Raw genomic sequence first — 14,921 nt, 5'->3', positions numbered from 1 at the left:
CCTAGTCGCGGAGTGTGGCAGCTTCGGAGCCGGCCGCCGCCGCCTCGTCGATGTGGTCGAGCTGCTGCAGGCAGGCGCTCAAGGTGAGCAGGGCGTCGTGCAGGTCCTGCTGGGCTCGACGGACCTCCTTCCGCGAGGACTTCAGCTCCTCGCGTCGCCGCTTGAGCAGGTACGCCTCGGAGTAGCGTTGATCGTCGTCCCAGTCGTCCTCCGCCTCCAGCTCCCGGTGCCACTCCTGATGAGCGCGCGCGCTGTCGCGGTAGAGCTGTACCGCTTCCTCGCAGGCGGTCAGCGCTGCTTCCGGCGCCCCCAGCGCGATCAGGCGGACCCCGAGGTTGTGCCAGGCCCTTGCCTGGTAAGTGTCACGCTTACGGCGCCGCATCTTTCCCATCGCCTCGACGATGCACGCGTGCGCCTGTTCGGTCTGCCCGCTCCGGACGAGCCGTTCGCTGCACAGGTCCAGCGTCTGGAGGAATTGAACCGTCGAGTCGGCCTGTTGCCACCAAGCCGCCATGACCTCGGCGCTCACCTCGGCGGCTTCGGCGACGCGGCCGACCTTGTCCAGGCGATCCGCATAGGCCGTCAGTGCGTGGATGAGCTCGAGGCTCGCCGATGTGGCTCCAGCGTGCTGTAGCCGTCCGCGGGTCTCGGTCACCGCCTCGGCCGCGGACTCCACCGCCTCCTGGTCGCGGCCGAGCTTGGCGAGGAGCAGCGTCCGCCAGTAGCGCGCATCCGGGGCCTCTGCCTGTGCAGATCGGCTGGTATCCGACAGCCGCAGGAGCTCCTCGACAACCTCGAGTGCTTCCTCATACCGCCTGCACTCCATGAGGCTGTGGCGTAACGCGGCCAAGGCGTGGACGATCTGGTCAGCGAACAAGCCCGGTTGGACGGCCGACAATGTCCGATAGACCGCCAGTTCTTCCCGGCGAGCCAGGCAGGTGAGATCGTCCCATCCCAGCTCGGTCAGCCACTTGGCGAGTTGGTCCAGCGACTCGGGTAAGGCGGTCGGCGTGGGCCACGTATCCGGGGATCGCCCACGCATCTGCCTGACCTGCTTGAGCTCGTCCGCCGCCCACCGCACGGTCTTGTCCGGCCGGACCACACCCCCGTAACGGGCTGGATCCACTCGACGTTCGAGCATCGCAGGCTGAACCACTTCAGCGTCCGGCTCGTTCATCACCCGTATATACCACCAGCGCCTGGTCGGCGGGGTGGCAGGAACGGCCGGCTCCAAGCGTCGTGCCGCCTCCACCGTGTTCCAGCACCTTGTGGCGGCTCCGCCCGCCGCGATCACCAGATCGGTCAGCCGCCCGTCGGTCAAGCCGGCGCCGGTGCCACAGGCCGGCACGCCCGCCCGCACGCAGCGTGACGAGATCGTCCGTGATCGGCCATTCCAACCGGAAACCCGAGAGCACGTTCGATCGCACCTTCCGCCGGCGAGGCCCTCTTCCGTCCGTGCGACGTCTTCCGGGATGATGCCGGAGTCGGCACGTAGATCCGTTGCAGGTTGTTCGGCGGGCAGGCGCCAGAACCGGCCCATCGGCCTGGGCCCCGGATCAGGTAGGTCAGCGTCGCCGGGCGGGCGCTCTCATTCAGCAGCAGCCACAGGGTGCGCGCGCAAGGCCGGCATCGGGCGGGTCAGCAGCGTCTCGACCTCCGCCTGTTGGACGATGGCGAGGCGGACAAAGACCTTGCCAAGACTTTGACGCACTCCCCTGCGCTGGCCCGGGCCGGGGTACGTCCATCGGCGTGAGCAGGAACACGCCGATGGAAACGTCGCCGCACGCAGCGAGTCGGCTGCGGTGAACAATCCCGACACGGAACCGACTGCGTGATGACCACCTATGAGATCAGCCGGACCGGTGTCCTGCTGGTCGATCCCTATAACGACTTCTTGTCCGAGGGCGGGAAGATCTGGCCTCGGTTGAAGGAGGTCGCCCAGCGCGTGGGGCTCCTCGACCACCTACGCGCGATGGTCACCGCGGCACGGGAGACGGGGATCCGGGTGTTCGTCGTTCCGCATCGACAGTGGCAACCCGGGGACTACGACGACTGGAGCCATCCCAATCCCACCCAGCACGGGATCCAGGAGCGCCACTCCTTCGCAAAAGGCAGCTGGGGCGGTGAATGGCACCCCGATCTCGTCCCCGATGACGGCGACGTCGTCGTCAAGGAGCATTGGGCTCAGAGCGGGTTCGCCAATACTGATCTTGACCTGCTGCTCCGGCAGCACGGCATCACGCATGTCATCGTCGTCGGCGTGCTCGCCAATACCTGCATCGAGTCGACCGGCAGGTACGCCATGGAGCTCGGATACCACGTGACCCTCGTCCGGGACGCGACCGCGGCTTTCACCGCGGAGATGCTGCATGCGGCTCACGAGCTGAATGGGCCGACCTACGCACACGCCATCGTGACGACGACCGACCTCCTCGCGGCGATCCGGTCCGCGCAATGAAGCGATGAGCGGCCGACGGTCACATGCAAATAGACGACTGGTTCTCTAGTTATCGGGCCGGTCGAGATCCACCACCCTCCTGGGGAAGGTCATCATGAGCACTCAGCACCAGAAGGTCGCCCTCATCACCGGCGCCTCGAAGGGCATCGGCGCCGGCCTCGTCAAGGCGTATCGCAACCTGGGCTACGCCGTCGTCGCCACCTCACGTGCCATCCCACCCTCCGACGACCCGAGCGTTCTCACCGTCCAGGGCGAGATCGCCGACCCCGCCACCGCCGAACGTGTGATGGCCGCCGGCATCGAGCGGTTCGGCCGGGTGGACACCATCGTCAACAACGCGGGCATCTTCGTCGCCAAGCCGTTCACCGACTACACCCTCGACGACTACGCCGCCGTGACCGGAGTGAACCTCACCGGCTTCTTCCGCATCACCCAGCTCGCCATCGAGCGCATGCTCGCGCAGGGCGGCGGCCACGTCGTCAACGTCACCACCAGCCTGGTTGACAACGCCGACTCGCGGGTCCCGTCCGTACTGGCCTCGTTGACCAAGGGCGGCCTGCAGTCCGCCACCAAGTCCCTCGCCATCGAGTACGCCACGCGCGGCATCCGCGTCAACGCCGTCGCACCGGGCACCATCAGGACCCCCATGCATCCCGAGGAGACCCATGAGGCCCTCGCGGCGCTGCAACCGGTGCGCCGGCTGGGCGAGCCGAGCGACATCGTGGAGGCGGTCGTCTACCTGGAGAACGCCCCCTTTGTCACCGGAGAGATCCTGCACGTCGACGGCGGCATGAGCGCCGGCCACTGACTCCAACCTCGATCTCGTCAACAGGAGAACCGTGTTGGACGGCAACACCGACAGGGAAGCCATCCTCAGCGATGTCCTCGACCGGTGGAAGGCCGCCGTCGACGCCCACGAACCGCAGCAGGTCGCAGCCCAGTTCACCGAGGACGCGATCTTCCAGGGGCTACACCCCTACAGCGTCGGAAGACCGGACATCGCCGCCTACTACGACTCCCAGCCACTCGGCCTGACGGCCGCGTACCGCATCCTGGAGACCAGAGCCCCCGCCGACGACCTCGTACTCGGTTACCTGGCCGTCGACTTCTCGTTCACCGACCGCCCCACCCTGAGCGTCTACCTCGGCGTGCTGGTGAAGCGTACCGGCGCGGGCTGGTACATCACCCACTACCAGGTCTCCCGCCTCGACTAGTACGCCCTCCCCAGAGATGATTCCCCGTGCCGACGAGGGCTGAGAGGCCGTGCCAGTCCCCCGCCCCTCCCACTTCGTGATCTGTGCCGTGAAGGCAGGGAGCCAGTACGGCCACCGCCTGATCTCGGTGAGGTGAGGAGTCTTCAACTCCGTGCGTCCGGTCCGCGTCGCACATGGTCATGTTCGGCGTGGGCGGCTGTAGGCGGCGCGGGAACACCAGGCACGTCAATGCCCTGCGCTGGGCGACTTGATCGGGCGCCGCCGGCGGGGATGGTGGGAACTGCCCAGCAGCCGCAAGGCCATCAAGGGGAACACGACCACCGACAGGAGGCCCGCTGCCACCAGCGCGGCGGCGTTTTCCGGACTGATGGCGTCCAGCTTCAGGCCGATCGTTACCGCGGCCACGATGACCGGCAGCGATGTGGCCTGCAGGAGTCCGCTGGCCATGACCTCCGCGCGCGAGAGACCGGCAGCGCGGTAGGCCAGTGCGGGAAGTCCGCGAACCAGGAGAAGCGCGGCCAGGAACATCGGCACCCGCAACATCGTCCCAGCGTCGGCGAACAGGGCGCCGAGATTGAACTGGATGCCGCTCGTCACGAAGAACACCGGGACGAGGAATCCGTAGCCCAGGCCCTCGAGTTTGATGTGAAACTGCGGGTGGGTCTGTCCCGCGTCGGGGTCGATCAACCGGAGCACGGCTCCCGCGACGAAGGCACCGAGGATGGCCTCGAACCCGAGATGCAGGGCCACCGCAGACATTCCGACGACCAGGAGCATCGACAAGCGGACCCGGACTTGCGCACTTGTGTCCGCCAGCTTCTCCACGGCCCGGGACAGCGACATGGAGCGCCCCGCCTGCATTGACGCCACCACAATGAGTACCGCCAGCCCGGCAAGGCTGAGGAGCAGCAGCACCTTGGAGCCCAGGCCCGGCGAATGCTCGGAGAAGAACAGCGAGAGCAGCACGACAGCGCTGATCTCACCGGCCGAGGCTCCGCCGATGGTCAGCCGGCCAACCGGCCGATCGATCGCGCCGACGTCCTTCAAGATGGGAACCAGCAACCCAAGTGACGTGGCCACCAGAGCAGTGCCGATCAGCACCGGGCTCTCGGCCAGCCCCGCTAGGTGCAGCAACAAGCCGACGATTGCGGCCAGCGCGACCGTGCCGACGAGACCGACGCCGACCAGTCGCGCCCGCGGCCCGCGCAGTTGTTGGATGTCGATCTCAAGTCCGGCCAGGAACAGAAGGAAGCCCAGGCCGATGATCGACAATGATTGGACGGCGGTGTCCGCCGCTACCACGTTCAACACTGCCGGGCCAAGGACGACACCTGCCACGATCTCAAGGACCGCGCCGGGTACGGGTAGGCGGGGCATCGTGGCGAGGAGGAACGGGACGCCGGCGGCTACCGCCAGCACGATCAGCAGGTTGTCGTACGACATCAAAGACTCCGGTGGTCGCTCAGCGGGCCGCAGACGCTGACCCGGTGCCGCACCCTGATGGCATCGTGGCCTGCTCAGTGCGTGGCGCACCTCATCCGGCGGTTACTCCTCCAGGGCTTGGGGTGTCACGCAGGTGCTGCGACTGCCCCAGCCTGCCGCCCCGGCGGGCCTGATCGGCGCTGCCCGGTGCTGAGCTCGAGGTCCGGGGCACCTGATGCGGGATTCTTCATCGGTTGCGATCGCGCTACTGCAGGCAGCAGCGGTTGGCCGCGATCACGGCTGTACAAGGCCATTGTTCGTTCCTATGCTCCTGCCCCCGCTCCGATGCCAGGGATAGCTGGACTATCGGCGCTGGGCGGCTTGCAATGACTCGGCGAGGGTTACCAAGGAGGCCCCCAGAAGCACGCTGTCTTTAACCAGGAACTGTCCCACCATGGAGAGCTTCGGAGCCCCATGGTTTTCCTGCCAGACCCCTGGCGTCATGGCCAGGAAACTGAGTGTGGTGGCGAATATTCCGACAGCTCCGAGGCTGCCGAGTGCCGAGGCCCGGGGGCTGAGCGGCTTCGCTGCGATCAGTGAACCCACCGCGATCTCGGTCACGCCGATGAGCCTTGCCAGTCTCTTTTCGCCCAGCTTGTTGACGAGCGGCGAGAACAGCGGATTTGAGGTGACCAGGGAGCGGATATTGTCGACCTCGTAGTCTTCGAACTTGAGCCGCCCGATCCACATCAGGTTGAGCGCCAGAGCTGAGCGGAGCGTTGAGGATCCTGCAGCCTGAAGGCTCTTGGCGGGCGTGAATCGCATCCTCATACTGGTATCCCTTCAGTGGGCGACCCGGCGGTGGGAGCCCCGTGGGCTACTTGGGTGTTTCCCCAACGCCGACACATCCTTGACTTTCTCGGCGACCTGATGGGCCGTGCTCCCCGCGATCACCGGCTCGTCCGGGTCGCTTCCCGCCCTTCCTTCCACGTTCTGAGCCCCCAGGGCGCGCTGCTCCGACTCGCCGCACGACCGGACACAGCCGAAGCGGCGCGCCTCGGGGTGGGGCCTCGGTCAGGCGGAGTGGAGTTGCTTGAGTACGCTGTCCGGGCATTTCGAAGGCTAACCAAGGGCGAATTCAAGCCTTGGTGATGGTCTGCACGGGACCGGCATCGCCACGTCCAGGTGTCCTGACCAGCCGGGATCCGGGTCTTGGTGTCCAGGTCCAGCTTGGCCACCAGCTCATGCGGAGGGCTCCAGGTTGTCACGGAGGAACTGCAAGGTGGACTGGTGCAGCCGGGTGCGGTGGGGGACGGTGGCCCAGCCGTGGTCGGCGCCTTCGACGACTTCCAGTTCCGCGTTGCCGTCGTAGTGATCGAGGTAGCGGCGGGCGTAGGCGAGCGGGGCGATGTCGTCCTTGTCGCCGTGGATGATGCGCACGGGCCCGCCATACGTGCAGGACCGGCTGTAGACGTCGAGGTTGGCGATGTCGTCGACCAGGGCCTTGCTCATCCGATGGCTGTCGGCGTCGAAGTAGCCCTTCTCGCTGATCTCGGCGGCGATGTCGCGGCCCTTGAGATAGCCGGCGCCCACTTCGAAGGGGGCTACGGCGGCCGGCGACCATAGGCACACGGCTCGGATTCCCGGCTCTTCGGCGGCCACGATGCCCGCGACGACACCGCCCATGCTCATCCCGGCCAGGCCGATACGGTCGGGGTCGGCGAAGTCGAAGGAGCGCACGGCCCGCACGACGGACCGGGTTTCGGCGATCTCGCCGGTGATGGTGACGTCGAAGAAGTCGCCGTCGCTCTCCCCGTGCCCGGACAGGTCGAACCGGACGGATGCGACGCCGGCGGCCTCCAGCAGCCGCGACATCAGGACGAACGAGCGGTTCTCCATCCGGTTGTTGGAGAACCCGTGGACGAACACCACCGTGGGGCGGCGGGCTGCGCCTCCGGCGTCGGGAATGTGCAGCGTGGAGCGCAGCGTCCGCCCGTTGTGCTGAAAGTCGTGATTCTTGATCACCGGGCCGCCTTTCCTGGCACGCACTGGAAGACATGACGTCCCGCCCCCACCTCGACGGCGGTGTCCGGTTCGGTGGGCAGATGGACGGCGGCGGTGGTGTTCGCGGGCAGCACCACGACGAGCGTCAGCTGGTCGCCGGTTCGTTTCCAGCTGACCTCGGCCCGTCCGTACGGGGTGTCGAGCGCGGCGCGGGCGTGGGTGAGGCCGCCACCAGGGCAGGGGCGGATGACGAGCCGGCGATAACCCGGGGCGGCCGGGGCCAGGCCGGCGATGGTGCGGTGCATCCAGTCGGCGACGGCGCCGAGCGCGTAGTGGTTGAAGGAGGTCATCTCGCCGGGGTTGACCGTGCCGTCAGGCAGCATGCTGTCCCAGCGTTCCCAGATCGTGGTGGCGCCCATGGTGACCGCGTACAGCCAGGACGGGCACTCGGTCTGCAGCAGCAGCCGGTAGGCGTCCTCGATGGCGCCGGCGTCGGTGAGCGCGTCGCAGATGAGCGGGGTGCCGACGAAGCCGGTGCCGATGCGGTGACCGTTCGCCCGCACCAGCTCGGCCAGGCGTTCGCCGGCATGGGCGCGACGTTCCGCGCCGTCGAGGAGCCCGAATCGCAGAGCGAGGGCGTAGGCGGTCTGCGAGTCGCTGCTCACCTTGCCGTCGCAGGTCGCGTACGCGGTGTCGAAGGCGGCCCGGACGCGTTCGGTCAGCTCCCGGTAGCGGGCGACGTCGGCGGTGCGGCCGAGCAGTTCGGCGGTGTCGGCGACCAGCCCGGCGGAGTACGCCAGGTAGGCGGTGGCGACCAGAGCCGGGTCGGTCTGCGCCTCGAAGGGCCGTTCGGGCGGGGCGGCCGGGTCGAGCCAGTCGCCGAGCTGGGGGCCGGTGTCCCACAGGAAGCTCTCGCCGGCCAGGCCGGCGATCTGGTCCACCCAGGTGCTCATGCTCGGGTACTGGGCGCGCAGCAGACCGAGGTCGCCGGTGCGCTGGTAGATCGTCCAGGGCACCACGACCGCCGCGTCGCCCCAGGCGGCCGTCGGCAGTATGTCGGGGATCGGCTCGAGCGCGATCCAGGGCACGAAGACGGGGACGGTGCCGTGGCGGCGGTGCTCGGCGCTGAGGTCGGCGAGCCAGGACGTCAACGGTCCTGCGCAGTCGTACAGGAAGGCCGCGGTGGGGGCGAAGACCTGGAGGTCGCCGGTCCAGCCGAGGCGCTCGTCGCGCTGCGGGCAGTCGGTGGGCAGGTCGACGTAGTTGCCGCGCATGCTCCAGCGGACGTTGTCGTGCAGGCGGTTGAGCAGCGGGTCGGAGCAGTTGAAGTCGCCGATGGGCCGCATGTCGGTGTTGCAGACGACGGCCTGCACGTCGGCCGGGTCCAGTTCGCCGGGCCATCCGTCGATCTGCGCGTAGCGGAAGCCGTGGACCGTGAAGCGCGGCTCCCAGGTTTCGGGCTCGGCGTCGCCGCGAAGGATGTAGCGGTCGTGCGCCGCGGCGTGGCGCAGGGGTCGTAGCGCCAGGGCGCCATTGTCCAGGACTTCGGCGTGACGCAGCGAGATGGTGTGCCCGGCCGGACCCTGGACGCGGATGCGCAGCCGTCCGGCGATGTTCTGCCCGAAGTCGAGGATGGTCTCGCCGTTCGGGCCGGTGAGGACGCTCACCGGGTGAAGGAGTTCGGTGCGGCGTACGGGCGGCCCGGTCGGGGAGACCAGAAGGGCGGCATCGTGATGGAGGACCTCGGCGGGCAGCCAGGTGGGAGCGCTGAAGCCGGGCCGTGACCAGCCGTCGGGGAGCAGGCGGGCGTCATGGGTTTCGCCGTCGTAGAGACTCGCGGCCGTGACCGGACCGGGCGCGCAGCGCCAGGCGCCGTCGGTGACGACCATGTCCGTCGTGCCGTCGGAGTAGGTGATCTCCAGCTGGGCGATCAGGGAGATACGGTCGCCGTAGACGGCGGACCTGCCGCCGGCGAAGCCGATGCGGCCGCGGTACCAGCCGTCGGCGAGGGTGGCGCCGATCGTGTTGGGGCCCTCACGCAGCAGGCCGGTGACGTCGTGGGTGCGGTAGCGCAGGCGGTGGTGGTAGCTGGTCCAGCCGGGGGCGAGCACGTCGTCGCCGACGACCTGGCCGTTGATCTCGGCCTCGTACGTGCCGTGGGCGGTGATGTACAGGCGAGCGCGCTCGACGGGGCCGCGAAGGGTGAAGTCGCGGCGCAGCAGCGGCGCCGGGCCGTCGGAATCGGCGAGCAGGTCCCACGGTGGCGCCGCCGCCCTCGCCTGCCAATCGGCCGGGTCGAGCAGTCCCGTTTCGGCCCAGGACCACGCGCTCCAGTCGCCGGCCGAGCCGTCGGCGCCGTACACGCGCACTCGCGCGCCGCGCCGCTCGCGCGATCCCAGTGGTCCGCCCGGCCAGGCGACGAGCACCGACTCCCCCGACTCGACGAGGCCGGTGGAGGTTCCGTCGCTGAGCTCGATCTCGTACGCCCGCTGCAGCCAGCCCGGAATGTCGGTCAGAGTGATCCATGACAGGCGCGGGGCATGCTCGCCGATGCCGAGAGGGTCCCGATGATGTTCGAAGGTGACCGGTTCGACGTTCAGGAAGGTCATGTCATCCCTTGATGGCGCCGGCGGTCATGCCGGCGACGATCTTGCGGTTGAAGAAGACGAAGGCCAGCAGCGGCGGGATCGTGATCAGGACGATGTCCATGAACAGCAGGTTCCACTGGGTGTTGTACTGGCTCTGGAAGCTGTAGAGGGTGACCTGCACGGTGGCGTTGTCGTCGCCGGGCAGGAAGTAGAGCGGGTTGACGAAGTCGTTGAAGACGGCCACCGACGTGGTCAGGACGACGGTGATGGTGACCGGCCGCAGCAGCGGGAAGATGACGCGGAAGAAGAGGGTGAGCCCGGTGCAGCCGTCGATCTGGGCTGCCTCGTCCAGTTCGCGGGGGATGGCTGCGATGAACGCGCGGAACAGCAGCACCGCGTACGACAGCCCGAACGCGACCTCGACCAGGATCAGCCCGGGCAGCGTCTTGAACAGGCCGAGCCCCTGCAGCAGCCAGATGGTCGGCACGATCGCGGGCGGGATGATCAGCCCGGACAGCACGAGGAAGTCGGCGAGCTTGCCGATCCTCCCGGCCCGGCGCTGCAGCACGAACGCGGCCATCGCGGCGAACACGACGATCAGCGCGACCGACACGACGGTGAGGACGGTGGAGTTGACGAAGGCGCGCAGCAGCACGTAGTCGCGCGCCTCGACGACCTCGACGATGTTCTCCACCAGCCGCCAGTCGCCCGGCCAGGCGAAGTCCAGGTCCGCGGACTGCGCCTGATCCTTGACCGCGGTCAGCAGCATGAACGAGAACGGCACCAGGAAGATCGCGGTGGCCACCACCAGCGCGACGCCCTCCGCGCCGAACCTCTTGAGCGCTCTCATACGGCGACCTGCCTCTTGCCGAGGAAGTAGTTGAGCGGGACGACGATGGCGGTGACGACCAGGAACAGCAGCACGTTGCCGGCGGTGGACAGGCCGAAGAAGCCGGCCTGGTACTGCTTGTAGATGATCGAGGCGATGGTGTCGCTGGTGAAGCCGGGCCCGCCGCGGGTCATCGTCCAGATCAGGTCGAACGAGCGCAGCCCGCCGATGAAGGACAAGATGATCACCGAGTAGGTCGCCGGCCAGCTCAGCGGCAGCGTGACGTGCCGGAAGCGGTGCCAGGCGGTGCCCCCGTCGACCGCGACCGCCTGGTAGTAGTCACGGGGAATCGACATGATGCCGGCGATGTAGATGACGGTGGCCAGTCCCACGCCCTTCCACACGTCCACCAGCGCCACCGACAGCAGCGCCGTGTTCGCGTCGCCGAGCCAGTCGGGGCCGTCGATCCCGACCAGGGCGAGCGCCTTGTTGACCAGGCCGGTGTCCGGCCGCAGCAGCGCGCTGAAGGTGAAGCCGACCGCGACCGTGGACACCAGCACCGGGAAGAACACCACGGACCGCAGGAAGCCGCGCAGCCGCAGCCTGGAGGTGAGCAGCACGCCCAGCAGCAACCCGAGGACGACCTTCAGCCCGCTGGTGACCACGGCGTAGATGATCGTGTTCTGAAAGCCGATGCGCAGGTTCTGCTCGGCGAGGAAGTCGCGGAAGTTCTGCAGGCCCACGAAGGTGCTGTCGAACAGGGTCCAGCGGGTCAGCGCGAAGTAGAAGGCCATCACCGTCGGCACCAGGAAGATCACCAGGTACACGACGGCGGCCGGCAGGTACAGCGCGTACGGGTAGGCCGACGTGCGCTTGGCCGTCGGGCGGGCGTGCCGCTGCTCCGGCGGCGCGCCGGGCCCCGTGTGGGGCCCGGCATGCTGCTTGGTCACCACCCCGCGAGCCCCAGCTGCTTGGCCTGCTTCTCCACGTCCTTGTCGTACTGGGCGGCGCCCTCGGCGGGCGGGGTCAGCCCGGAGCCGACGGCGACGGTGATCTGCTCCAGGGACGGGCCCTTGATGGGCGACAGGAACTCCAGCGCGGGTGCGGTGGCGCCCTTGTCGATGTAGCCCTGCAGGTCCTTGGCGACCTGGATGGCGTCTTCGGGCAGCTTGGACCCCTTGACGCGATACGGTCCCGACGGCCGCACCGCTGCGGTCACGGCCTCTGTGCCCGCGGGCGAGGCGACGAAGGCGAGGAACTTCTTGGCCGCGTCCAGGTGTTCGGTGGTCTTGGCGATGTAGATGGCGGGGGGCTCCCAGACGGTGGCGCCGCTCTTGGCGGGGTCGGTGCCGGGGATGCCGAAGAAGCCGACGTCGGTGGCCGTCTGCGGGTAGGTCGCCAGCAGCGGCGGCAACAGTGCGCTGATCATCGCGTAGTGGGCGCCCTTGCCCTCCACCAGCATCTTCAGGCCCTGGTCGAGCGTGGCCGAGCCGAAGCCCTTGTTGAGGTAGTCCTTGGCGTGCACATCGGCCAGGTGCTGGAACCCGCCCTGCGCGGCGGGCGTGGTGGCGAACTTCGCCTTGCCGGCGGTGTAGTCCTGGGCGAAGGTCGGTGCCACCGCCTGAACGTTGTAGTAATCGGCGAGCACGAAGATCTGCGACGTCCACGTGTCCTTGAACGTGCTGATCACCGGCGTGGTCCCGGCCGCTTTGATCTTGTCGTTGTTGGCCATGAACTCGGCCCAGGTCTTGGGGATCTCCAGGCCCAGCTTGTCGTAGACCTTGCGGTTGTACAGGATGCCGCCGCCACCGAGCGTGGTGGCGGGCACGCCGAACACCTTGCCGCCTTGCGTGACCACGGGCAGGTAGTCGGGCTGCACGTTGGCCAGGACGGGGTCGCCGGTGAGATCGACCATGGTCTGGCTCGGGTTGAGCGCCTGCAGCAACGAGCCGGAGTTGTACCAGAACACGTCCGTCATCTCGCCGGTGGACAGCCGCGTCTTGACGACGTTGTCGCCCTCGCTGCCTCCCGGCTGGTGCTCCATCTCGATCTTGATGGTGGGGTTGGCCTTCATGAACGCGTTGGCCAGCGCCTTGGACGTGTCCACGGTCGACTGATCGCTGCCTGTCATGAAGGACAAGGTGACAGTGCCGTCAGCAGCGGGCTCCGAGCCGGAGCCGCAGGAGGTAAGGGCCGCCATCGCGAGCACGGCCACGGCCGTCGCAAGCGTGCGGTGGGAGGTCTTCACACACCACTCCAGGGCTGTTGAATCGTTTTAAGCGACTCCCCGATGCGGTTAACGTAGGCGTTACGTGAAGGGGTGTCAAGGCTAGATTTGGGTAACGGTACCCAGTCTTTCCCCAGATGAGATCGCTAAATTCGTTGGTAATTAGGTAACGGTTCCCCGACTGGCCGGCTTCCGCCGAAGCTGAAGGGCGCTATCGAGGACGACCGCCCGCGCTGGACGGCGACCAGCGCGGGCAGCGAGGACGGCCTTTTCGGTTGCTCAGGCGAAATCAGTTGGCGGGCTTGCCGAACCAGCGGGAGAGGTGGTCGTCCAGGTCCTGCTGATCGTCGCCGATCCAGGCGACGTGGCCGTCGGGGCGTAGCAGGACGCACGGAACATCCAGTACCGCAGTGGGATCGGCGAGGTAATCGACCCGGTCTGACCAGCCGCCGACGGTCAGGCGTTCGGTGCGGTCCAGCAGCAGGCCGCGGCCGCGATGCAGCAGACCGTAGAGGTGGCCCTGTTTCACGTCGATGTCGCGCAGGCGGCGGCCGAGCAGGTCGGGGCCTTCGCCGAAGTCGTAGCGGATGCCGATCGCGGTGATCTTCTCGATCAGATAGCGGTTCACCTCGTCGAAGTCCATCAGTTCGGTGAGCAGCCTGCGCACGGCCTGCGGGCCCGGTTCGGTGGACAGCAGTTCCATCTGGGCGCGGGTGTTGTCCAGCACGTCCTCGGCGACCGGATGACGTTCGGCCTGGTAGGTGTCCAGCAGTGTTTCCGGGGCCCAGCCGCGGATCTGTGCGGCCAGTTTCCAGCCGAGGTTGAATGCGTCCTGAACGCCCAGGTTGAGGCCCTGTCCGCCGATGGGTGGATGGATGTGTGCCGCATCGCCGGCCAGCAGCACCCGCCCGACCCGATAACGTTCGGCCAGCCGGGTGGCATCCCCGAAGCGGGACAACCAGCGCGGGGAGTGCACGCCGAAATCGGTTCCGGCGATGGTGCGCAGCTGTTGTTTGAAATCCTCGAGGGTGGGCGGTTCCGCGCGGTCGCTGACTCCCGCGGCGGGGACTACGACGCTGTAGACCTCTTCGCCGAAGGGCCGGAGCCAGAACGGCTGATGGGTCTCGCGGATTTCGGTCACCTTGGCGGTGATCTCCACCAGCGGCACGCCCACTTCCATCTCGCCCATCAGCGTCTCGGTCCGTGAGGGCTCGCCGGGGAAGCCGACGCCGAGCAGTTTGCGCACCGTACTGCGCCCGCCGTCACAGCCGACGAGGTAGCGCGAACGCAGCTGTTCCCCGTCGGCCAGCTCGACGGTCACACCCTCGTCGTCCTGCTCGAGACCGGCGACCGCGCAACCGCGCCGGACCTGCGCACCCAGTTCGATCGCATGTTCTTCGAGCAGATGTTCGATGACCGGCTGCGGGATGCCCAGCAGATAGGCGTGCGCGGAATCCAGGCCCTTGGGCGCGGGTTTGGGGATGGCGGCGAAGAAACCGCCGGCCGGACGCTGTCTTCCATGCTGGAGAATGCGGTCCAGCAGTCCGCGCATCGCCATCAGCTCGAGACTGCGAATATGCAGACCGACTATGCGGACGAACGACTTGGGCTCGGTTTCCTTCTCCAGAACGAGTACCCGCACATCGTGCAGCCGCAGTTCGGCGGCCAGCATCGCACCGGTCGGCCCGCACCCGGCAATGATCACATCGAAGATGAGGGGCGCGCGATCGGCGCCGGAGGCCGGCGACCAGTGAACTCCGGGGACGTCGCCCACCGTGGAGTCACGCTCGACCCTGTCGTTCAATGGCGGCTCGGCGGTGACCTGCTGAGAGTGCATAGGTGTTGCCTTTCGGGAGTGCCTTGTTGGCGAGGCGCTCCCGGCGACACCTACCTCAATCGCCCGACCGTGACGGGAAGGGGGAGCACCCACATCGACATAGCGTTCATGGGTCTCACCTCCTCGGGCGGTGTCACGATCAACTGCAAGCTACAAGCCCGAGCACCATCCCGTCCAACCGTTTCTAGGGACTGAGCATGAGTTGCTCATGCCCGGCCGAACGCTCCGAACGGTGTTGAGCGTTCTGGTCGCCCGTGTGCTCGCCGCATCCGGGCGGCACGCATCGGGTGCGTGGTCCGGGAATGCGGGGACGGGGTCCCTCACCCCCAGGAGCATCCGGTC

The 14,921-nt window shown here is 67.8% G+C and carries 12 protein-coding genes; 3 read left to right on the top strand and 9 right to left on the bottom strand.

Features of this window, described 5'->3' with window-relative positions; all coding sequences use genetic code 11:
- Position 1: 1 nt before the first annotated feature.
- A complete protein-coding gene (locus EJK15_RS38055; RefSeq protein WP_138715324.1) occupies positions 2-1,360 on the bottom strand; it encodes a tetratricopeptide repeat protein in 1,359 nt (452 codons plus the stop codon).
- A 474-nt stretch (positions 1,361-1,834) separates the two neighbouring features.
- On the opposite strand from EJK15_RS38055, the gene EJK15_RS38050 reads away from it, so the two are divergent.
- From EJK15_RS38050 to EJK15_RS38040, 3 genes are all read left to right on the top strand, one after another.
- Positions 1,835-2,458 (top strand): cysteine hydrolase family protein, encoded by a 624-nt coding sequence (locus tag EJK15_RS38050; RefSeq protein ID WP_138715323.1) that lies wholly within the window; start codon positions 1,835-1,837, stop codon positions 2,456-2,458.
- Between the two features lie 94 nt (positions 2,459-2,552).
- Positions 2,553-3,266, top strand: coding sequence for an SDR family NAD(P)-dependent oxidoreductase (locus tag EJK15_RS38045; RefSeq protein WP_138715322.1), 714 nt, complete (start codon positions 2,553-2,555; stop codon positions 3,264-3,266).
- A gap of 34 nt (positions 3,267-3,300) precedes the next feature.
- Positions 3,301-3,672: a YybH family protein gene (locus tag EJK15_RS38040; protein WP_138715321.1), complete on the top strand. Its 372-nt coding sequence runs from the start codon at positions 3,301-3,303 to the stop codon at positions 3,670-3,672.
- 225 nt (positions 3,673-3,897) lie between these two features.
- On the opposite strand, the gene EJK15_RS38035 is transcribed toward EJK15_RS38040, so the two are convergent.
- The 8 genes from EJK15_RS38035 to rox all read right to left on the bottom strand — a co-directional run bounded on the left by EJK15_RS38035 (position 3,898) and on the right by rox (position 14,456).
- Complete coding sequence (locus EJK15_RS38035; protein ID WP_206061350.1) at positions 3,898-5,115, bottom strand: cation:proton antiporter; 1,218 nt, start codon at positions 5,113-5,115, stop codon at positions 3,898-3,900.
- A gap of 342 nt (positions 5,116-5,457) precedes the next feature.
- On the bottom strand, positions 5,458-5,925 hold the full coding sequence (locus EJK15_RS38030; protein ID WP_138715319.1) for a YkgB family protein: 468 nt from the start codon (positions 5,923-5,925) through the stop codon (positions 5,458-5,460).
- A 411-nt stretch (positions 5,926-6,336) separates the two neighbouring features.
- On the bottom strand, positions 6,337-7,119 hold the full coding sequence (locus tag EJK15_RS38025) for an alpha/beta hydrolase family protein (RefSeq protein WP_171074757.1): 783 nt from the start codon (positions 7,117-7,119) through the stop codon (positions 6,337-6,339).
- Entirely contained in the window at positions 7,116-9,707 is a 2,592-nt protein-coding gene (locus EJK15_RS38020; RefSeq protein ID WP_138715317.1) for a glycoside hydrolase family 78 protein, read from the bottom strand. The genes EJK15_RS38025 and EJK15_RS38020 overlap by 4 nt, the downstream gene beginning before the upstream one ends.
- A gap of 1 nt (position 9,708) precedes the next feature.
- Positions 9,709-10,536, bottom strand: a complete 828-nt coding sequence (locus tag EJK15_RS38015) for a carbohydrate ABC transporter permease (RefSeq protein ID WP_138715316.1) — start codon at positions 10,534-10,536, stop codon at positions 9,709-9,711.
- Entirely contained in the window at positions 10,533-11,465 is a 933-nt protein-coding gene (locus tag EJK15_RS38010; protein WP_206061349.1) for a carbohydrate ABC transporter permease, read from the bottom strand. Before EJK15_RS38010 ends, EJK15_RS38015 begins: the two co-directional genes overlap by 4 nt.
- Positions 11,462-12,763: an ABC transporter substrate-binding protein gene (locus EJK15_RS38005; protein WP_206061348.1), complete on the bottom strand. Its 1,302-nt coding sequence runs from the start codon at positions 12,761-12,763 to the stop codon at positions 11,462-11,464. Before EJK15_RS38005 ends, EJK15_RS38010 begins: the two co-directional genes overlap by 4 nt.
- A 268-nt stretch (positions 12,764-13,031) precedes the next feature.
- On the bottom strand, positions 13,032-14,456 hold the full coding sequence (gene rox / locus EJK15_RS38000; protein ID WP_206061354.1) for a rifampin monooxygenase: 1,425 nt from the start codon (positions 14,454-14,456) through the stop codon (positions 13,032-13,034).
- Positions 14,457-14,921: the final 465 nt, after the last annotated feature.

It is taken from the genome of Nonomuraea basaltis (assembly GCF_005893125.1).
Lineage (GTDB): Bacteria > Actinomycetota > Actinomycetes > Streptosporangiales > Streptosporangiaceae > Nonomuraea > Nonomuraea basaltis.
The sequence above is the reverse complement of the archived record's forward strand: the minus strand, read 5'-3'. Positions and strand labels throughout refer to the sequence as shown.